The 20,482-nt window shown below is 33.7% G+C and carries 22 protein-coding genes and 1 tRNA gene; 18 read left to right on the top strand and 5 right to left on the bottom strand.

Translation table 11 applies throughout. From position 1 onward, the window contains the following. Positions 1 to 48: 48 nt before the first annotated feature. Together J5U23_RS00735 and J5U23_RS00730 are read right to left on the bottom strand one after the other, a co-directional pair. A complete protein-coding gene (locus tag J5U23_RS00735) occupies positions 49 to 1,680 on the bottom strand; it encodes a thiamine pyrophosphate-binding protein (protein ID WP_218266622.1) in 1,632 nt (543 codons plus the stop codon). 40 nt (positions 1,681 to 1,720) lie between these two features. Continuing rightward, positions 1,721 to 1,834 (bottom strand) — tRNA-Cys (locus J5U23_RS00730). A gap of 51 nt (positions 1,835 to 1,885) precedes the next feature. Between J5U23_RS00730 and J5U23_RS00725 the strand changes: the two genes are divergently transcribed. Then, entirely contained in the window at positions 1,886 to 2,446 is a 561-nt protein-coding gene (locus J5U23_RS00725; RefSeq protein ID WP_218266621.1) for a nucleotidyltransferase, read from the top strand. Positions 2,447 to 2,460: 14 nt separating this feature from the next. Here the strand turns inward: J5U23_RS00725 and J5U23_RS00720 are convergent, their stop codons facing one another. Next, complete coding sequence (locus J5U23_RS00720; protein ID WP_009990396.1) at positions 2,461 to 2,631, bottom strand: 50S ribosomal protein L40e; 171 nt, start codon at positions 2,629 to 2,631, stop codon at positions 2,461 to 2,463. 62 nt (positions 2,632 to 2,693) lie between these two features. Here J5U23_RS00720 and J5U23_RS00715 point away from each other — a divergent pair, with 62 nt between their 5' ends. After that, complete coding sequence (locus tag J5U23_RS00715) at positions 2,694 to 3,206, top strand: transcription elongation factor NusA (RefSeq protein WP_012711936.1); 513 nt, start codon at positions 2,694 to 2,696, stop codon at positions 3,204 to 3,206. A 1-nt stretch (position 3,207) separates the two neighbouring features. Next, positions 3,208 to 4,497: an aspartate--tRNA(Asn) ligase gene (gene aspS, locus J5U23_RS00710; protein ID WP_218266620.1), complete on the top strand. Its 1,290-nt coding sequence runs from the start codon at positions 3,208 to 3,210 to the stop codon at positions 4,495 to 4,497. A 3-nt stretch (positions 4,498 to 4,500) separates the two neighbouring features. On the opposite strand, the gene truD is transcribed toward aspS, so the two are convergent. Next, positions 4,501 to 5,634, bottom strand: coding sequence for a tRNA pseudouridine(13) synthase TruD (gene truD / locus J5U23_RS00705; RefSeq protein WP_218266619.1), 1,134 nt, complete (start codon positions 5,632 to 5,634; stop codon positions 4,501 to 4,503). After that, positions 5,631 to 5,993 (bottom strand): peptidyl-tRNA hydrolase Pth2, encoded by a 363-nt coding sequence (gene pth2 / locus J5U23_RS00700; protein ID WP_218259000.1) that lies wholly within the window; start codon positions 5,991 to 5,993, stop codon positions 5,631 to 5,633. Before pth2 ends, truD begins: the two co-directional genes overlap by 4 nt. 67 nt (positions 5,994 to 6,060) lie before the next feature. On the opposite strand from pth2, the gene J5U23_RS00695 reads away from it, so the two are divergent. The 15 genes from J5U23_RS00695 to J5U23_RS00625 all read left to right on the top strand — a co-directional run bounded on the left by J5U23_RS00695 (position 6,061) and on the right by J5U23_RS00625 (position 20,344). Then, entirely contained in the window at positions 6,061 to 6,258 is a 198-nt protein-coding gene (locus J5U23_RS00695) for a zinc finger domain-containing protein (RefSeq protein ID WP_153424083.1), read from the top strand. 13 nt (positions 6,259 to 6,271) lie between these two features. Next, complete coding sequence (locus J5U23_RS00690) at positions 6,272 to 6,547, top strand: elongation factor 1-beta (protein WP_218266618.1); 276 nt, start codon at positions 6,272 to 6,274, stop codon at positions 6,545 to 6,547. Between the two features lie 64 nt (positions 6,548 to 6,611). Continuing rightward, positions 6,612 to 8,921 carry a CDC48 family AAA ATPase gene (locus J5U23_RS00685; RefSeq protein WP_218258999.1) on the top strand — a complete coding sequence of 770 codons (2,310 nt, stop codon included), beginning with the start codon at positions 6,612 to 6,614 and terminating at the stop codon, positions 8,919 to 8,921. Between the two features lie 5 nt (positions 8,922 to 8,926). After that, positions 8,927 to 9,157 (top strand): hypothetical protein, encoded by a 231-nt coding sequence (locus J5U23_RS00680; protein ID WP_218260183.1) that lies wholly within the window; start codon positions 8,927 to 8,929, stop codon positions 9,155 to 9,157. Continuing rightward, on the top strand, positions 9,154 to 10,209 hold the full coding sequence (gene fen / locus J5U23_RS00675; protein WP_218260182.1) for a flap endonuclease-1: 1,056 nt from the start codon (positions 9,154 to 9,156) through the stop codon (positions 10,207 to 10,209). Before J5U23_RS00680 ends, fen begins: the two co-directional genes overlap by 4 nt. Positions 10,210 to 10,255: 46 nt before the next feature. Further along, positions 10,256 to 10,900: a precorrin-2 dehydrogenase/sirohydrochlorin ferrochelatase family protein gene (locus J5U23_RS00670; protein ID WP_218258998.1), complete on the top strand. Its 645-nt coding sequence runs from the start codon at positions 10,256 to 10,258 to the stop codon at positions 10,898 to 10,900. Next, complete coding sequence (locus J5U23_RS00665; protein WP_218258997.1) at positions 10,890 to 12,170, top strand: glutamyl-tRNA reductase; 1,281 nt, start codon at positions 10,890 to 10,892, stop codon at positions 12,168 to 12,170. Before J5U23_RS00670 ends, J5U23_RS00665 begins: the two co-directional genes overlap by 11 nt. Further along, entirely contained in the window at positions 12,100 to 13,110 is a 1,011-nt protein-coding gene (hemB, locus tag J5U23_RS00660) for a porphobilinogen synthase (protein WP_218258996.1), read from the top strand. The genes J5U23_RS00665 and hemB overlap by 71 nt, the downstream gene beginning before the upstream one ends. After that, positions 13,083 to 14,363: a glutamate-1-semialdehyde 2,1-aminomutase gene (gene hemL / locus J5U23_RS00655; protein ID WP_218266617.1), complete on the top strand. Its 1,281-nt coding sequence runs from the start codon at positions 13,083 to 13,085 to the stop codon at positions 14,361 to 14,363. The genes hemB and hemL overlap by 28 nt, the downstream gene beginning before the upstream one ends. After that, positions 14,360 to 15,241, top strand: coding sequence for a hydroxymethylbilane synthase (hemC, locus tag J5U23_RS00650; RefSeq protein WP_218260963.1), 882 nt, complete (start codon positions 14,360 to 14,362; stop codon positions 15,239 to 15,241). The genes hemL and hemC overlap by 4 nt, the downstream gene beginning before the upstream one ends. Beyond that, a complete protein-coding gene (locus J5U23_RS00645) occupies positions 15,222 to 15,926 on the top strand; it encodes a uroporphyrinogen-III synthase (protein ID WP_218266616.1) in 705 nt (234 codons plus the stop codon). Before hemC ends, J5U23_RS00645 begins: the two co-directional genes overlap by 20 nt. Then, positions 15,919 to 16,176: a hypothetical protein gene (locus J5U23_RS00640; protein WP_218266615.1), complete on the top strand. Its 258-nt coding sequence runs from the start codon at positions 15,919 to 15,921 to the stop codon at positions 16,174 to 16,176. The genes J5U23_RS00645 and J5U23_RS00640 overlap by 8 nt, the downstream gene beginning before the upstream one ends. Further along, a complete protein-coding gene (locus J5U23_RS00635; protein ID WP_218260962.1) occupies positions 16,177 to 17,823 on the top strand; it encodes an alkaline phosphatase family protein in 1,647 nt (548 codons plus the stop codon). Continuing rightward, positions 17,789 to 19,225 (top strand): (2Fe-2S)-binding protein, encoded by a 1,437-nt coding sequence (locus J5U23_RS00630; protein WP_218266614.1) that lies wholly within the window; start codon positions 17,789 to 17,791, stop codon positions 19,223 to 19,225. Before J5U23_RS00635 ends, J5U23_RS00630 begins: the two co-directional genes overlap by 35 nt. Next, positions 19,226 to 20,344: an NAD(P)/FAD-dependent oxidoreductase gene (locus J5U23_RS00625; RefSeq protein WP_218258990.1), complete on the top strand. Its 1,119-nt coding sequence runs from the start codon at positions 19,226 to 19,228 to the stop codon at positions 20,342 to 20,344. It abuts the gene before it with no gap. The last annotated feature ends 138 nt before the right edge of the window (positions 20,345 to 20,482 follow it).

The following is a 20,482-nucleotide window of genomic DNA, read 5'->3' as shown; positions in this document are numbered from 1 at the left end:
AGAATAAGACAAAATAAAATTAGTCTTAATAAGTACTTTACCTTTATATTAAATTCTTGAAACTACAACTGACTCGAAATTAGGATCTATCTTTACATTTACGATTTTCTTATCAGCAGATTTTAAAGCCTCCTCTAACTCAGTTAACGTTTCAACAGTTACACCACCTAGGGTTCTTTTTACAATCTCATCGAAATTAACGTTGATACTGGTTTGTGATCTAGTAATGGTCGGTAAATCAGAGCTTGAAACATCAATATAATTTGCACCACCATCGTTTAACACAATTATTTTCCCCTTAATCTTATCCACTTTGTATTCTAGTAATGATAAATATGGTAATATTCCTTCTAGGTCAGTAATTCCATATGCAACGTATTTAGAAGCTATAGCACCACCCACCGCAATACCCCTCTCAAGCAAAGATTCTGCAGTATACCAGCTCTTCTTAGCGTTTATTGGTAATCTAACGAAATCTATTGTAGTAGCTGACATATCTACATATACTTTCTCAAAACCACCTACTGTGCTTAGCATTTTTACTACGTCAATTGGCCATAATCCGCTATGAGATTTAACTGAATATGTTTGACGTCGAGTTTTATAAATAATGTCACTAGCTCCTCTGTTTACTTTCTCCTTTATCTTAGCTTTCAATTGTGTTAAGAGCTCCCTTAAGAATAGCCCAGTATCAGCTACTACTGGAACATGAGGCATGAAGACCTTGCCTATGTCTTCACCATCAACATTATTATGTGCTAATATGCCCTTATACTTTAATGACCAGCCAGCTGTACTTAACTGAGTAAACCTAGTGCCTAAAGCTAATATTACGTCAGCATTCTCTATCAAATAATTTGCAGCATCAGTGCCAAAGGCGCCTAATCCTTCTCCAGCAAATAATTTATGGTTAGATGGTATTGAACCTTTCGCCTTAAATGTAGTAACGACCGGTGAATCTAATAACTCAGCCAATTCAACTAACATGTCTTCTGCATCGCTTAAAACTACCCCATATCCCGCGATTATAACTGGTAACTTAGCATTAGTCAGAAGTTCAGCCACTTTAGCCACAGTATTCTTATCTGGAGTCCTCTTCTCGGGCTTTTGACCCGCGGTGGATAACGGATAAGCTTTTCCCCTAAATAAGTCTTCAGATATTTCAACATAAGAAGGCCTTGGTCTATTACTAACCGCTTCCTTATAGGCTTTCTCTATTGTAACAGTTATTTCTTCTATACTGATAACTCTTTCTTTTGTCTTGGTTATTGGAGATAAAATATTTGATAAGTCATCAATCGTTCTAAATTCACCAATTCTAGCCCTTCCCGTATCCTTATGTGATCTTACGCTAGATATAACAAGAAGAGGAACAGATTCCATATATGCTTGAGCTATGACATTTACCGCATCAGTTAGCTTAGAACCAGGTATCTGAATTATAGTTCCGACTGAATTATTTTCCATTGCATAAGCGTATGCCAACCAACTTACGTCTTTTACTGTCATGGAAAATTCTACTTCAATATTATACTTCTTTAGCATTTCCTTAACCATATTCGGTAGGGAGTAAGTCGAAAACACTTTGGTTATCCCAATATCATTAAGAACATATGCAAGTGCTTCCTCACCTTTCATTTCTACGCCTACAGTCTCCTCTTTCCTTTTGGGCTGACTCATACTAACATTATAATTAAGACTACTTTTTAAATCTTCTAAAAGCCGGGGGCGGGATTCGAACCCGCGAAATAACGGGTGTCAACTAATACCACTGCGGCCCCTAGCGCTACCGATGGGCTGGTAGTGCCGCCTTAGACCGCTCGGCCACCCCGGCAACAATAATAACTTATTAAAAGCTACTTAAAAACTATATGGGTGCATATGCTTGATACCTTTTAGCAAGGTAGGAGAAGTTCTTCATGAATTACAAGGTCTTACAAAATTCATAATAATTGGAGATACAATAGTCGATATTTCTCTAAAGAGAAAAGGAACTGAGAGTGATGTGGACTTGTTTGCTCTGGATATAAGCGTCTTAGTAGACGACGATAAAATCAGAAACTTCGCATATGAGAAAGGATGGGATTATGGTAAAACTCCAATTGATACTCCAAGATTATTAGCTCCAGTTGATGATGACCAACTCCAGGTAGATTTATATGAAAATATACAAGATTTCTTTGTCCCTAAAGAAATTCTAGACAGTGCAATTAATATAAAAATAGGAGCTTATGAGTTTAAAAGCATAAGATTAGAAGATTACATTTTGCTCAAAGCCAACGCGTTTAGAGAGGAAGACGAAGATGAACTAAAAACACTAGTGTACTTACTTGGAGAAGGTAAGATCAGTATCGATAAGGAATATTTGAAAGAACATGTGAACGCATTTGAGGAAAATAGTGAAAGTATAAAAGAACGTTTATCAGCAATTGGAATAAAAATTTAGTTAAGTAAAAAATGTTAACCTTTCTTAGTTGGTAATTCCTTCTTCTTCAATCTTAAGTTTGTACTATGACATCGCCTACATTTGGTTGCCCTTATAGGATTAAGAGCTCCGCATTTTCTGCATACCTTTTTCAAAAATACCCTTTGTTGCACTATCTGTAATTTCGCGGGATCGGTTAGCGGCATTTATTTATCCCGGCTATAATTATTTTATCTCGCATTCATAAGTATTGCGGTAAACGGAGTGAATGAAGATGAAGATCCCCCTAGATTATGTTTGTGTTAGAAGTGGACTTCTGTGCAATAGATGCCAGTCTCTTATAGATAGTGGTGAGGTATTTGAATATGAAGTTGAAATAATAAAGGTACTATTAGATTTAGAAGAAACGCAGTTTAAAGAGCTTAAGGATTCCATATATCATAAGGCCTACAAAGTGGACGATCTACTAATATTATTAGTTACAAGTGGACCCGAGATGACTCAACAGAAGTGGATCAAAATAGCAAGAATCTTGCAAGATAAATTGAACATGAAAGTTAGAGTCTTAGAAAAAACTAATAGCATAAAGAATAGTGCGGTACAATTACTCTCGCCTGCTAGAGTACTTGGTGTAAATACTGTATGGATGCCGGATGGTTCTGTGCAATATGTAATTCGTGTGTCTAGATCAGAAAGAAGATTATTACCAGCTGAAGCACAACTTTTAGAGTCAGCATTAACTAAAATACATTCAACGCCAGTAAGAATAAGGGTCGAGTAAGTTGTTTAGGACACATCTAGTTTCAGAATTAAATCCTAAATTAGATGGAGCAGAAGTAAAAGTAGCTGGATGGGTTCATAATATAAGGAATCTAGGTGGAAAGGTATTTATTTTATTAAGAGATAAGAGTGGAATAGGACAGATAGTAGTTGAGAAAGGTAATAGTGCTTATGATAAAATCATGAATATAGGATTAGAATCAACGCTAGTTGTAAATGGCATAGTTAAGGCTGATCCGAGAGCTCCTAATGGTATTGAAGTACACGCAAAAGACGTAGAAATACTCTCATATGCGAAGTCTCCATTGCCGTTAGACGTAACGGGCAAGGTTAAAGCTGATATAGATACTAGACTTAGAGAAAGATTACTAGATTTAAGAAGATTGGAAATGCAAGCAGTATTGAAAATCCAGTCAGTAGCGGTAAAATCGTTTAGGGAAACATTATATAAATACGGATTTGTAGAAGTCTTTACTCCAAAAATAATTGCTAGTGCGACAGAGGGAGGAGCCCAATTATTTCCAGTACTATACTTTGGAAAAGAAGCATTTCTAGCTCAGAGCCCACAATTATACAAGGAATTATTAGCTGGTGCTATAGAAAGAGTATTTGAGATAGCTCCTGCATGGAGAGCAGAAGAGTCAGATACACCGTATCATCTCTCAGAGTTCATTAGTATGGATGTAGAAATGGCCTTTGCAGATTATAACGATATAATGGCTCTAATCGAACAAATAATCTATAACATGATAAATGATGTAAAGAGAGAATGTGAAAATGAATTAAAAATTTTAAATTATACTCCACCAGATGTTAAAATACCTATGAAGAAAATTTCCTATTCAGAGGCAATAGAGATTCTGAAAAGTAAGGGCGTAAATATTAAATTTGGCGATGATATAGGAACACCTGAACTGAGAGTATTATATAGTGAATTAAAAGAAGATCTTTACTTCGTAACTGATTGGCCTTGGTTAAGTAGACCGTTTTATACAAAGCAGAAAAAGGACAATCCGCAGCTGAGTGAAAGCTTCGATTTAATTTTCAGGTGGTTGGAGATTGTTTCCGGAAGTTCGAGAAATCATGTGAAAGAAGTCCTAGAGAATTCCCTTAAAGTAAGGGGATTAAATCCAGAAAGTTTTGAGTTCTTCCTAAAATGGTTTGATTATGGGATGCCACCACACGCTGGTTTTGGCATGGGATTAGCAAGAGTAATGTTAATGTTAACTGGACTTCAGAGCGTGAAGGAAGTAGTACCATTCCCTAGAGATAAGAAGAGACTAGCACCATAAAAGTTAAGTGAATTTTCTTGGATCCCCTCTTAAAATTTCCCTAAGTAATACCGTAGCGTACATCCCCCTATCTAATACAAAAGATATTGTTCTTGTTTCCTCGTTAATTTTTAAATTTCTTATATTCATAAATGCCTTTCTATTGAAGCTTTTTAGTGAAATTTTAAATTCTGGTAATTTAAAAAAATTCTTTTCTATTCCCTCATTCAGATAAATCTCCTTACAAATATCATCACAATCACTAAAATAGATAGGAATTCTTATAAATAAATTATCCTTATCATCTGAGTTCTTATACTCGTCTAATCTTCTGGATAAATACATGTTAAATAAATAACTTTGATATGCGTCTAAATATAACGAGATTGGAATGAAACTATTTTTAAGAGCTAGGTAATAAGAATTAAATTTCATATAGTTTTTCAATAATAGTTTCTCTTGTTTAAACTTAGACGGAATCAATCTAACTGCTTCATTAAAATCACCTTCCATTATTAGCTTTCTAATTTCAATAATCTCTTTTGATTCAGAAAGAAAAGGATACGTCAAAATCAAATAGAATGCTTTTTCCCAGTCTCTTTTCAATAGATATTTACCTATTAAATGTGTGATAGGCCTACGAGTACCAAAACGTTGATAACCTATAAAAGCGGGGAGATATGGATTTTTCTCAATTTGTCTCACTCTTTCTACGACTAAATCGAAATTTGACGTCAACAAAGATATTTCAAATATATTCCCGGTATGATTAAACTTCGTTGAAGAATATCCAAGAAACTTTAGAATAAAACTATTAGATTTATACTCATTAATCAATTCTTGCTTTTTGGTTAACGTTATATACACTAACTGAGAGGTTACCGCGTTAGCATCCTTAATGCCCATATAATTCACTTTCGAATGTAGTACTTTCTGAATCTCAGATAAAACGGAAAAATGATCTATTCCCCATTTTGTGAGCAAGTAGACTGCATATTTACCTTTTTCCTCACCTTTCCACTCATGAGCTGGCTTAAAGTCAATCTCTTCTACAACTTTAAATCCATTTGGTCTTTCGATTGTTCCGTCTATCTCATTCCAATCTTCATAGTAATATCTTTCCATACCTAACACAATGTCTATTTCATGAGGGATCACAGTAATTTTAGATCACCCGTGATAGGATCTATCAAATTCTCTGGAGCTGGTCCAATACCTAGACAAGTTATGGTTCCAGGCTCTAATTGGGTCTTTCCTGCATCTTCAATAATGGAGAAAGGTAAGTTCATCGTTTCAGCCTTTTTAGATCGTAAAATAATTTCATCTAATGAGTTTGCCTTGGCGACTATTTTTGGTTGTCCTTGCTGTAACCACTCATTTAACCACTCCTTCCAACGTGAGTTATTAGAATTAATAATACTTATTACTAAAGTTACGGCAGCGTGTGCAACTTGAGCAGCCATCTTACCTTTACCCATTTTAATATCACTTCTTACAACAATAACCATCTTAACCATAATGTAACTAGGAAAACAACAAACACTTTTAAACTTTTATTGAGGTTAAATAAAGGGGAAGATAGATATGTCAGTTAAGCTAAGTATTAGGGAAGAAGTGGAACCACCAATATGTTCAAGTTGTGGGAAAATAATACATCCAAGAGAGAAGGGAGTAGAATTTTACTGCCCCAACTGCGGTGAAGTGCTAATAAGAAGAGATCACATGTGCAGAAAACAAGGAGTAGAATATATTTGTCCGAACTGCGGATTTAAGGGACCTTAAGGGGTAGCTTAAAATGACAGACGTGTTAGTAGTCCTTAAAGTATTTCCGGACAGTGATGAAGTTAATTTAGATAATTTGTACACAGATATAAGCAATAAATTACCTAAAGAATATACAATTATTAGAAAGGAAACCGAACCTATAGCTTTTGGCCTAAATGCGTTGATTCTATATGTTCAAATGCCTGAGCAGACTGAAGGAGGGACAGACAATTTAGAAGAAGTAGTAAATAATATACAAGGAGTTAGTCATGCCGAAGTAGTAGGGATAACAAGATTAGGATTCTAATAAACTCTTTGGTACGTTAGTTCTTATATATCCTTTATACGCTAAAATATTTTGGAGATAAAAATTGAGCGCTAGTTCTGGTGAGGAACAGAAACCGCAAAGAAAGGAGTTAATACTTAGAGTAATGGAAGCTAGACAGAAAGATGTCGGAAGAGGAAAAGTGCGAATTGATATTGATTTACTATCGCAAATTGATGTAAGCCCAGGTGACGTTGTTGAAATTGAAGGAACGAGAAAGACTGCTGCACTTGCATGGCCTTTATCGCCTGAGGATACAACAACTGGAGAAAAGGATATAATAAGAATGGATGGAATCACCAGGAAAAACGCTGGAGTCTCAATTGGAGATAAGGTTATAGTAAGAAAAGCAGTTGTAAAGCCAGCTAGCACAGTAAAATTAGCACCATCTAACTTCTCAATTACTGTAGACCCAGGGTTCATTAGTTACGTTAAGAAGCGATTAAAAGAATTCCCCCTAGTTGAAGGAGATACGGTATTGATTCCTGTCCTAGGGCAAGCCATACCGTTTACTGTAGTCCAGGTTAAACCAGCAGGTATAGTTCTAGTGAATGACGATACGATAATAAGCATATCTGATAAGCCAGTAGAACCTTCCAGATATCCTAGAGTCACATATGAGGATATAGGTGGAATGAAAAATATCATAGAAAAAGTCAGAGAGTTAGTCGAATTGCCTTTAAGACATCCAGAACTATTTAAGAGATTAGGAATAGAACCGCCCAAGGGTATATTATTATATGGTCCTCCTGGAGTTGGAAAGACGTTACTAGCGAAAGCAATAGCTAACGAAACTGATGCATACTTTACTTCAATTAATGGACCGGAAATAATGAGCAAATTCTACGGAGAGAGTGAGCAAAGATTAAGGGAAATATTTGAAGACGCTAAAAAACATGCTCCTGCAATTATTTTCGTAGATGAAATAGACGCAATAGCACCGAAAAGAGACGAAGTGATAGGAGAAGTAGAAAGAAGAGTTGTCGCACAGTTACTCACTCTAATGGATGGTCTTGAAAATAGAGGAAACGTAATAGTAATAGCTGCAACCAATAGACCAAGTGCTGTTGATCCAGCCTTGAGAAGGCCAGGGAGATTTGATAGAGAGATAGAAATACCGTTACCAGATAAACAAGGAAGATTGGAAATATTACAAATCCATACAAGGAATATGCCTCTATCTAAAGATGTTGACCTAGAGAAACTTGCAGATATGACACATGGATATACTGGTGCTGACTTATCTGCACTAGTAAGAGAAGCTGCAATGAATTCCTTAAGAAGATACTTGCCAAAGATAGATTTGAATCAGGATAAGATACCTCCAGAAATATTAGAGTCTATGGAAGTTAAGATGGAAGATTTCATAAACGCATTCAAGGAAATAGTACCAAGTGGCTTAAGAGAAATTTACATAGAAGTTCCAGAGGTTAAATGGACAGATATAGGTGGCCTCGAAGAAATAAAAGAGGAGTTAAAAGAAGTAGTTGAATATCCTCTGAAATACTCAGAGCTATACCAAAATTCTGGTATAGAACCACCTAAGGGTATATTGTTATTTGGTCCGCCAGGAACTGGAAAGACAATGCTTGCAAAGGCTGTTGCAACTGAAAGCGGAGCAAACTTCATAGCAGTAAGAGGACCAGAAATATTATCCAAATGGGTAGGTGAAAGTGAAAAGGCAGTTAGGGAAATATTTAGAAAAGCTAGAATGTACGCGCCGGCTGTAATATTCTTTGACGAAATAGATTCAATAGCTCCAATAAGAGGAATCTCTTACGATTCTGGAGTAACGGAGAGAATAGTAAATCAACTATTAGCGGAAATGGATGGAATTGAAAAATTAGAAAACGTAGTAGTAATAGCTGCAACCAATAGACCAGATATCTTAGATCCAGCACTATTAAGACCAGGAAGGTTTGAGAAATTAATTTACGTACCTCCACCAGACAAGAGGGCAAGAATAGAAATATTAAAGGTTCATACTAGGAACATAGTGTTAGGGGAGGATATCAGCTTAGAGGATGTAGCTGAAAAGACTGAAGGTTATACCGGAGCTGATTTAGCTGCACTAGTAAGAGAAGCCACAATGAGAGCTATAAGGGAGAGTATGAAAATATGTATAGAGAAAACCAACGAGAATTGTAAACCCACTGACACTGAGTGCAAAGATAAAACTATGAAAGAGTGTATGAAGGTTAACGGGGTTAAGGTTTCCTTGAGACATTTCGAAGAAGCTATGAGGAAAGTTAAACCATCAGTTACGCAAGATATGCTGCAATTCTATCAAAACTGGGTAGAAAAAGCCAGACAGCAATTGCCCAAAACTACAGTTAAACCAAGTACATATGCGTGAAATCAATGTGGAGAAGTGTACCATTATATAATATTATTTTGGATAAAATAAGAAAAAATAATAGTAATATAAGAGATGATGATCTTTTTAAAGAAGTGAAAAATTCAACAAATTATGAGGTATCTTATGATGATTTCTTAAAAGCGTTAATGGCATTGGAGATTAGAGGTTATATATCGGTTTCACTAATTAAAGAAAATGTAAGAATGATAACATACTTAGGTGATAAGGAATAGGAGTAGATTTAGCAGATCTAGTAAAAGACGTAAAAAGAGAACTTTCATTTTCTGAGCTTAAAGGGAAGAAGGTAAGTATTGATGGATATAATGCATTATATCAATTTTTAGCAGCGATAAGACAACCGGATGGAACTCCCTTAATGGATTCCCATGGAAGGATAACCAGCCACCTAAGTGGATTATTTTATAGAACGATAAATATCCTAGAAGAGGGTGTTATACCGATCTACGTCTTTGACGGCAAACCACCAGAGCAAAAAAGTGAAGAGTTAGAAAGAAGGAGAAAAATAAAAGAAGAAGCTGAGAGAAAGTTAGAGAGAGCTAAGAGTGAAGGGAAAATAGAAGAGCTAAGGAAATATTCTCAAGCTATACTTAGACTATCCAATATGATGGTAGAGGAAAGTAAAAACTTGTTGAGAGCTATGGGAATACCTATAGTTCAAGCACCTTCCGAAGGAGAAGCTGAGGCTGCATATTTAAATATATTAGGATTTAGCTGGGCAGCGGCGAGTCAAGATTACGACTCGATTCTTTTTGGAGCTAAGAGATTAGTAAGAAATTTGACAATCACTGGTAAAAGAAAACTTCCTAACAAGGACGTATATATAGATATAAAACCAGAATTAATAGAAACTGAATTATTACTTAAGAAATTAGGAATAACAAGAGAACAATTAATTGATATAAGTATATTAATTGGGACCGATTATAACCCTGATGGAATTAAGGGAATAGGGCCAGAAAGAGCACTAAAGATAATTAAAAAATACGGCAAGATAGAGAAGGCAATAGAATATGGAGAAATTTCAAAAAGAGATATTACTTTCAATATTGATGAGATTAGAAGTTTATTTTTGAAACCACAAGTAGTGAAACCAGAAGAAACCTTGGATTTAAATGAACCCAATGAGAAGGATATAGTTGACATATTAGTAAATGAACATAACTTCAGTGAGGAAAGAGTTAAGAATGGAATTGAAAGATTAATTAAAGCAATAAGAGAAGCTAAAGGAGCTTCTAGACAAACCGGATTAGATAGGTGGTTTTAGAAGTTTAAAGTTAAACTTAAAGTTATCCATTTATATCTACTACCTTGTGATCACAAAGGATTATTATCCAATTTTTATAGATCTTTCTAATTTTCGTGTACTTGTAATCGGTGGAGGCAAAGTAGGTACAAAAAGAGCACTAGCTTTTAAGAAATATGGAGCTAATGTATCCGTCATAAGTTTAGATTTCTCCCAAGATCTTCTCAACTCGGATATAAGACTAATTAAGGAAGATGCAAATAAAATAGATGCTAGTATAATAGAAAAATACGATATAATTTTGACTTGTACGAATAATTTTGAGCTCAATGAGAAACTTTGTAATATAGCTAAAAATTTAAGAAAACTTTGTAATAATCCCACTAATCCGGAGAACTCCAACTTTATAGTGCCAATATTCTATTCTGACAATGATATGGAAATAGCTATAACTACTAAAGGAAAATCTAGTATCCTAGCTAAAGAAATCTTATCGAAAACAATTAATATTGCTAATAGTCCAGAAATGAGAAATTTATTGAGTGCAATGTACGATGTAAAAACTCTATTAAAGAAAAAAGTAACTGATCCGTCTGTTAGATATTCCTTTTATCATAAAATATATAATGATGAAAAATTCAAATATTATGCTACTAATGGATTAATAGAAAAAGCCTTACACAGAGCGGAGGAGATAATTAATGACCAGTAATGAGGAGTTACTACAAAACTATTGTTCGATTTTATTTACATACAAAACTATAGGGATAAGTAATCTTCACTTATATTATTTTAGAGAAACGGAAATAAAGTCCTTAAGACAATTGATCAATGCTGAATTTACTATTCTACAAACATGTAATAGAGTTGAGATATACTTATATTCAAATTCAAATACAATAAATGAGATAGATAAGATAATCCAATATTTAAATAATGTGCATAATGAACCAATTGGAAATCAAGCTAGAGTGCTCTGCGGTAAAGATAGCATAAAACACCTATTTCTAGTAGCCAGTGGTGCTGATTCTCTGTCTATTGGAGAGTATGAAATCTTATCTCAAATTAGATCGACTATTGATATGTTTAAAAAATTAGGATTTAGTGGAAAGTATCTACAAATACTCTTTGAAAGAGCAATTAAAGTAGGTAGAAAAGTTAGAGAAGAGACTAGTATTTCCAAGGGGAAAGTTGGTATATATTCCCTTGCTATTGATGAGGCTAAAAGGCAATTTAATGACTTCCATGATAGAAAAATTGTAATAGTAGGCGCTGGTGAAATGGGACAGAAAATAGCTAATATGTTATACAATGAAGGAGTCAAGAATGTTACCATTATGAATAGAACAGTAGAAAAGGCAAAACAACTTGCCCTAAAATTTGGCTACAATTACGAGAAATTAGATTTAGACAAGTTAGGTAGCTTCGATATTGCTTTTATATCAATTTCTCATGAGAATCTTAGACTGGAAAACAAATGGAACACACTAATTGTTGATATAACTGTCCCTCCCTTATTTACTGGGAATAATGTAATTACCCTAGAAGAATTAGAAAAAATATCAAAACTCAACTTTAAAGCTAGAGAAGAGGAGTTAGTTAAAATTAATAAATTAGTAGAAGATGGAATAGACGAATTAATCTATGATTACAAAAAAGAAATTTATAGTGAATTTATGTCAAAGATAATGAAACGTGTAGAAACTATAAGAGAAAATGAAATAGTAAGAGCCTATAAAGAACTTGAAAAACTTGGAATAAACAATCAACAAGTTAAGGAAATATTAGATTTGATGACAAGATCAATAATGAAAAAATCGTTTCAGCCCCTTTTTGACAATGTAAGATCTCTAGTATTTGACGGGGAAAATTCAATCAACTACATTAACTTTCTAATCGATATTTTTAAAGATGGTAACATTCCCAGTTTTGAGACCAAGAAGATTAAGGAAAAACAAATTAGTAAGAGATCTAGTAGCTGAAACGACTCTTTTTCAAGACGATTTAGTACTTCCAATATTTATAAAGGAAAGTATAAATGAGCCAGAACAAATTACTTCAATGCCAGGAGTGTACAGATATCCACCAAATGATAAGTTAGTCAATTATGTACAAGATAGCTATGAAAATGGTATTCGAAGTATTATATTGTTTGGAATTCCATCTTATAAAGACGAGATAGCATCATCAGCCTATGATAAAAATGGTGTAATACAGAGGGCAGTAAAAATAATAAAAGATAGTTTTAAGGATAAGATTATAGTCATCACAGACGAGTGTACTGATGAGTATACGTCTCATGGTCATTGCGGTCTTGTGAAATATAATAACGGATGTTATGTAATAGATAATGATGAAAGCCTAAAGATTCATGCAAAGATTGCATTAAGCCAAGCTGAAGCTGGAGCAGATATTATAGCCCCATCAAGCATGATGGACGGTGTTGTTAAGGCTATAAGAGATGCGCTAGATGGAGCTGGTTACAATGATACATTGATAATGTCATACAGTGTAAAGTACGCTTCAGTAATGTATGGTCCTTTTAGGGATGCAGCTTACTCTAAACCAGCGTTTGGAGATAGGAGAGGGTATCAGATGGATCCTAGGAACGCATTTGAAGCACTAAAAGAAGCTAGATTAGATATAGAGGAAGGAGCTGATATTTTAATGGTTAAACCTGCTCATACATATTTAGATGTAATAAGATTAGTAAAAGATCACTTCCCAGAATATCCTCTAGCGGCATATCATGTTAGTGGTGAATATAGCATGATAAAAGCAGCAGCAATTAATGGATGGATAGATGAAAGGACTGCCGTATTGGAAATTGCTACCGCAATAAAAAGAGCAGGGGCTGATTTAATTATTACTTATTATGCTAACGATATCGCAAGATGGATAAAAGAAGGTGTGCTGTTTTGAATAGTGAGGAAATGTGGGCTCAAGCTAAGCAATTATTTGCGGGAGGAGTAAATAGTCCAGTTAGAGCTGCAGTAAAACCATTCCCATTTTATGTGGAGAGAGGGAAAGGAGCTTATATTTACACGGTCGATGGTAAAAAGTTCATTGACTATGTATTGGGTTACGGACCTCTAATTTTAGGTCATTCTCCGGAATCTGTAAAGAGGAAAATAGTTGAACAATTAGAAAAAGGTTGGCTTTTCGGAACTCCTAGTGAATTAGAAATAAAATTAGCTAAAAAAATTAGTTCGCATATACCATCAGCTCAGAAAATAAGATTTGTAAATAGTGGAACTGAAGCTACAATGGCAGCTATAAGATTAGCTAGAGGCTATACAAAAAGAAGTAAAATACTGAAGTTTAGTGGAAATTACCATGGAGCTCATGATTATGCACTTGTGGAAGCTGGAAGTGCTGCTACAGAATATAACGTTGCAACTTCTGATGGTGTTCCAATTGAAATAATAAAAACAGTAGAAGTATGCGAGTTTAACGATCTCGATTGCGTAGATAAAAAATTAAGAAATGAGGACATCGCTACAGTAATCTTAGAACCCATTATGGGCAATGCTGGTGTAATCTTACCGGAAAAGGACTTCTTATCTGGAGTAAGGGAACTTACAAAGTCCTACAATTCATTATTAATCTTCGATGAAGTTATAACTGGTTTTAGAATCAATATAGGTGGAGCACAATCTTACTATCAAATTTATCCAGACATAACAACACTAGGTAAAATTATAGGTGGCGGTTTCCCTATAGGTGCAGTAGCAGGTAAAGCAGAAATCGTTGATAATTTCACACCTGCTGGTAAAGTATTTAATGCTGGTACATTTAACGCCAACCCCATATCCATGATCGCTGGAATTGCTACAATAGAAGAACTTGAAAAAGAATATCCATATGATATTGCAAACAAAGCCGCTAAGACTCTTGTAGAGGAATTAGAAAGGTTGCTAAAGATAAAGCATACAATAAATCATGTTGGAAGTATGTTTCAAGTATTTTTCGGAATAGACAAGGTTAGAAATTATTCAGATGCAAAAAGGGCTGATAAGGAGTATTACATAAAGTTCCATGAGAGACTATTAAAGGAGGGAGTCTTCATTCCTCCAAGTCAATATGAGACAATTTTCACTTCAGCTTCACACAAAGATGATGTAGTTAACGATACTATAGATAAACTTGTGAAAGTAATAGGCGAATTAAGTTGAAAATCCGAATAGCAGCAAGAGGAAGTAAACTAAGTAGAATACAAGTTGATATGTTAGGAGAAAAATTAAAGAAAATTGGAATAGAGTACGAAATAATAGATATAAAGACAAAAGCTGACTTATTTTCTAATGATCCACTAAGTAAACTAGGGAAAGGAGTGTTTGAAAAAGAAGTTAATGAGGCTGTATTAGAGGGAAAAGCTGATATTGCAGTACACAGCATGAAAGATATTTTATCAGAAATAAATCCTTATCTTGAGATATTTGCAGTACTTGAAAGAGACCCGCCATACGATGTACTAGTTGCAGAGAAGAATCTAGATAAGTTGGATTCAAATATCACTATAGGTACTAGTAGCATAAGAAGGAAAAACTTTCTTAAATATATCAAGCCAGAAATAAATACGAAAGATATTAGAGGCAACGTAGATACTAGAATAAGAAAATATCTGTCAAAAGAATATCAAGGCTTAATTTTAGCTGAGGCCTCCTTAAAAAGGCTCAATATGAGTATAAATTATCATAGACTTAATGTTTATGACTTTACTCCAGAAGCCAATCAAGGTATTATAGTAGCCTTGGGAAGAAAAAAAGATGAGAAGATAAAAGAGATATTCAAAGAAATTAATCATAAAGACACATTAGATGAGGCGTTAGCAGAAAGAGCAGTAATTAGTTTAGTTGGAGGAGGTTGCCATTCTCCAATTGGGGTGTTATTTAAAAAAGAAGGAAAAGAGTTTTATGGTATTGCAAGTTATAGTGATGGAAAGAAAAAAATTACTTTATCCATTAGCAAGCCAGGAGACCCATATACTATAGGGTCTGAATTAGGCTTGTTACTAAAGAAGGAGATGAAGAATGAGGATATTATTCCTTAGGCCCGATAACGAAGATGCGGAGCTCAATGAAAAGCTTATGATCCTTCAGAAAAATGGAATTGAGGTTCTAAACATACCTATTTTTAAAATAAAATGTATCCAGTATTCATTACCGAACTATGATTATGAGGCCCTTGCATTTACAAGTAGAAATTCAGTTATTTGTTTTAAAGAATATTTCTTCATTAAAAATCGTAAGATATACGCCATAGGAGAAGAAACTTCAGAGTTACTAACGAGAATGTACAGTATAAATCCAATAACTCCAGAAAAATTTACAAGCGTAGAACTAGCTAGAAGAATCTTGGAAGATAAGGTAAATAGTGTGCTCAGCATAAGGAGTAAAAAAGCTTCTGAAGATATGAAAAATCTTCTTAATGGCAAAATTAAATATGATGAGATCTATGTATATGATTCGGAAATAATCGGAGATAATATAAATGAAGTGTCAAAAATCCTAGCTAAATGTGAAGTCGATGCCATAGCATTTACTAGCTCATTAATGGCAAGGCTAATTGGCCCTTATATTAGTAGAAAGTGTAAGATTATAGTATATAGCATAGGTCCGATGACAACGGAAACTTTGAAACGGGTTAATAATGAGGTAAAAATAATAGAAAGTAAGACACATTCTATCAAAGGCATTATAGAAACTATTTTGGTGGAGATGAAACGAAATGGATGAAATGAAAGATTTGACGCTTAAAGTTCTTAAAAAGATTGATAATACAATAGTTGATAGTAGTCTTCAAATTAAGTATTATCAAGGCTTTAAAGATAGATACGATGTGTTCGGTGAATATGAAAATCAAATAGGTATTTATGAATTCGCGATAAGTTTTGATAAAAAGGGTAATTTAAAAAGATCTCATATTAATATGATTTCTCCAAAAAATATAAGAAAAGACCTAGAAAAGAAAATATACAAAGAATAGGTGCGTGATTTGAAGACATTATTAATAGTCATTGATGGAGTTAGTTATGCTGTTTTTAACCAATTTAGATATAATTTAGATACTATGAATAATCTTGTTGAAAATGGGAGCTTTGGTAAACTAGAGAGTGTTTTCCCCACAATAACACCAGTAGCTTTGGCATCTTTATTCACGGGATACTTACCAGCAAATCATGGAATAACTTCCACAAAGATCTTCATAAAAGGCTATAGTCTAAGTAAACCGCTATCAGCACATAGTAGTATACCATTAAAGGTTGATCCAATATGGTACCTCTTAGCGAAAAAAGAATATAAAGTAATAGTAACCTCAGCACCGCAAGCCTTACCGGATAAATGGAAACTAAAAAATCTTATCTTGTTTGATCCCTATAAATCCAAAATTAAAGAGTGTAGCGAGGGAGCTTTTCTTAAGATTGGCAATACAACTATAAATGAAGTTAATTTTAGTATCGAGAATAATAATGAGGAGTATACTATAAAAATAACTGATATCGAGAATAATACCTTGTCATTAAATTTGAAGCAAAATGAATGGACAGCTCCACTTGAGGTAATAATGAGATGTAAAGGAAAGGAAATGAAAGGAACGTTTAGATTAAAGGGCCTAAGTAATGGGATTTATCTCACACCAATATCGTTTCTAATTCCTAGTTGGTCAAATAGTCAAGAGTTACAAAACGAAGTATGGGAGAACGTTGTTAAGAAATACGGAATGATACTAGATGGTGATTACGTTTCTCTAAAGTCTAATATAATCGGTTTTAATGAATATTATGAAACTTTAAAATTTGCATATGATTTTTTCTATAACTATTCGTTATTTCTGCTTAAACGTGAAGAATGGGATTTCGCAATAACATACTTACCGATAGTAGATAATATACAACACCTACTTTATGGTATAGACGATTCAAGATCATTAGATTATATTTTCCAAGTATATAAGATGACAGATAACTTTGTGAAAGCCCATATCGAATTAGCTGATAATATTATTATTTGTTCAGATCATGGAATAAATAAGGTAAAAAAGAGGCTATATCTTAATAAATTTTTAGAAAAGCTTAATGTACTAAAAATAGTCGATGATAAGAAAATAGATTGGAAGAGAACTAAGGCGTATTATGGTGGTGGAGGAATTATTAGAATTAACCTAAAAGAGAGGGAGAAATTTGGAATAGTAAGCAAAAAGGAATTTAACAAATTAATTAAATATTTGACTATTAACTTAGAAAGATTAGAAGATCCCGAAACTGGAGAAAGGATATTTACCGTAATTTATTCTAATGAGACACCAGCAAGTGATAGACAAGGCGATATAATAATCAATGGCGTTAATCCAAAATACTCCATCTCAAGCAATATAGAAAAAAATACAATATTTGAAAACGTCATCCCTTATAATACGACTACTGCGGACCATGGGTATTATAGAAATGATGATATTAATGGGATTGTAATATTATATGGGAAAAATTTCACTAAGAAACGAATAGACATGAAAATAGTTGACGTTACGCCTACAATATTGAAACTGTATGGAATAAATTATAAATCTGATGGGAAAATTATAAATGAGGTCCTTAAAAATGGATATGCCGATAATACTAAGCAAAAGGCATAGAAGACCTAGAAGCATGAAAGATTGTGAGCCAGGCTTACCATATAACGAGATAATAGAGAACGGAAAAAGAATTGACTTATGTCATGATACACAGACTAAAAAATATGTGAAGAAAATTGAGATACCAATTGATACTAGTATCCTACATAGCAAATTATTACGAATATTCCCAAGCCTAGTAAAAACCTACTCTAAACACTTCATTAATTTACCAGATTCAATAACAAGTAATAATGACCAAAAAGAGTTGGAATTCCTTGAAGTACAGAATATAATTATAGGAGGAGGGACTTCTGGGTTAGGAGTCTTATCAGAAATAAATAAGGAAGAGAAAACGATCTTAATATCATCTGATATCGAATGGAACACTCATATACCCTATCCATTACCACAAACTAATAAATATGAGTTCTCTAAGTTATTAAAGGATATCGTTAACGAAAATAAGGATAAAATTCTAGAGGGAGTTTTATTAGGTAAATTTGATGAAGGAATAGGATTTCTTACGAAGAGTAAGATATTAATGATAAAGGCTAAAAGAATCTTTTTAGCAAGTGGCGGAAGATATATTCCACCAATTTTCGATGGAAATGACGTACCCGGTATAATATCAAAGAATCTTTACTTAAGATACGGAAATCAACTTACGAATGTAATTGCTTTAGGGAATAGTGATGACATAGTAAAAGTGCTATTTAAAGTTGAAAAGAAAATTGTAATCAATAACGGTATACTGTTTCTGTCAAAATATTATAGGGAGTTAATAGATGAGCTAGGTGTTGAAATAATAAATAGTAATAACTTGCAAGTGAGAAGGGAAAAAGGTGGGATGTTAAAGATAACAACTGACGAAAGAACATTTAGTTCAAATATTTTAGTTTATGCAATAATTAAGCAACCAAAAATAGATCATTCGTATAATATTGGGATCCCATATGATTTTAATGAGTATTTCCATGTTTATATGCCAATACACTCTATGGATGGAAAGGCTTATGAAAACGTTTACATAGTTGGAGGAATGCGTGGAATTTCAGACGAGTATACCTCATTTTTGAGTGGAAAAGCAGCTGTTGATGAGAAATACTTGGATGAATTCATAAATAATTTAAAAGATTATACATATATTTATGATTATTACCAACAAAAAAATCCCAAAAGAAATACCTCTCCATACATTTATGGAAGTAAAGGGTATGTATGTGAATGCGAGGATATTACCCTAAGCGAAGTTAAGATACAAGTAAGTAGAGGATTTAGTAAAGTAGAAGAAATAAAAAGAACTACGGGTTTGGGTACAGGAGAATGCCAAGGAAAATTATGTACATATTCCCTAGGAAGTTTTCTAGGCGATAGGCAACTTATAACGTTTAGAACTCCTCTGTATAGAATGGTGATCTGAATGATAATTATTGTTGGAGCTGGTTCCCACGGTTTAAGTTTAGCATACCATCTAGTAAAAAAGGGCTATGATAAAAAAGATCTAACACTAATAGAGTGGAAAAGAATTGGTTATGGATCGAGCAGTAGGAACGCATCTAGATATAGATATCATTTTTACAGTAAGGAAAACGTAGAGTATGCCATTAATGCGATAAATTATTTAAAGAAACAATCAAAGGAACTTGAGTATAATTCGTTACTATTAAGAACTGGATATCTATGGATCATTAACGAAGAAAAAGAGTATAGTTCATTCAAAAAACTAGATAGTTTTTGGAGCTCATATAATATAGGAGGGAAATTTATAGAATGTAAAGATCGGTATTCTTACATAAAATTTGAAGGACAATGTTACTTGGCACCTCAAGATGGCGCGTTTCATCATGATTACATATTGTACAGCTACTATTATTCAATCAAGGATAAGGTTTCAATGATTTATGATAAAGTGGTCTCGCTAATAAAAGATGATAACAAGATAAAAGGCGTAAAACTAAGTAGTGGAAAAGAATTGTATGGCGATAAGGTTATAGTTACTGCAGGGGCGTGGAGTAGTGAAATATTATCCAGTATCGGAATAAAAATACCTATATTTCCAGAGAAAAAAGAGATATATATAACAGAACCATTAAGATATTTTATCGAACCATTAATTATAAACTCTAAGCTTCAAATCTATTTCTCACAGACATTAAAAGGAGAGATCATAGGTGGAATAGAAGATAAAAGGGAATATAAATTTGAGGAGTTCACAATATCAATATCTAACACCATAAAATTTCTCAAAGGTATAACGCAATTAATAAAGGGAATAGAGGGTATAGGAGTATTGAGAGGATGGTCAGGTTATTATGAGATGACTCCAGACAGTTCTCAAATTATGGGGTATTCTGATGATTGGCCAGAAGGTCTATTTATTGACGCAGGCTATAGTGGCCACGGCATGATGTTCGCTCCTTACTCTGGAAAAATAATGGCTGATCTAATTGCAGATAACTACAAGAATAAATTTATAGATATTTTCTCGCCTTCCAGATTTAAGTTAAATAAGTTAATTAATGAGACACTTGTAATTTGAGGGCGATTCTGGGATCCATTGCGAATTGTAATTTGTGAATGGTATAAATATAAAAGTGTTAACACGATTAGGCATGTATTCCCTTTTATAAACCGTTTTCACCCAATTAAATTCGTCATAGTTTTTGAAATATAGTGA

The sequence above is a fragment of the Saccharolobus shibatae B12 genome (genome assembly GCF_019175345.1).
In the GTDB taxonomy this organism is placed as follows: Archaea; Thermoproteota; Thermoprotei_A; order Sulfolobales; family Sulfolobaceae; genus Saccharolobus; species Saccharolobus shibatae.
This window is presented reverse-complemented; position numbering and strand designations above follow the sequence as displayed.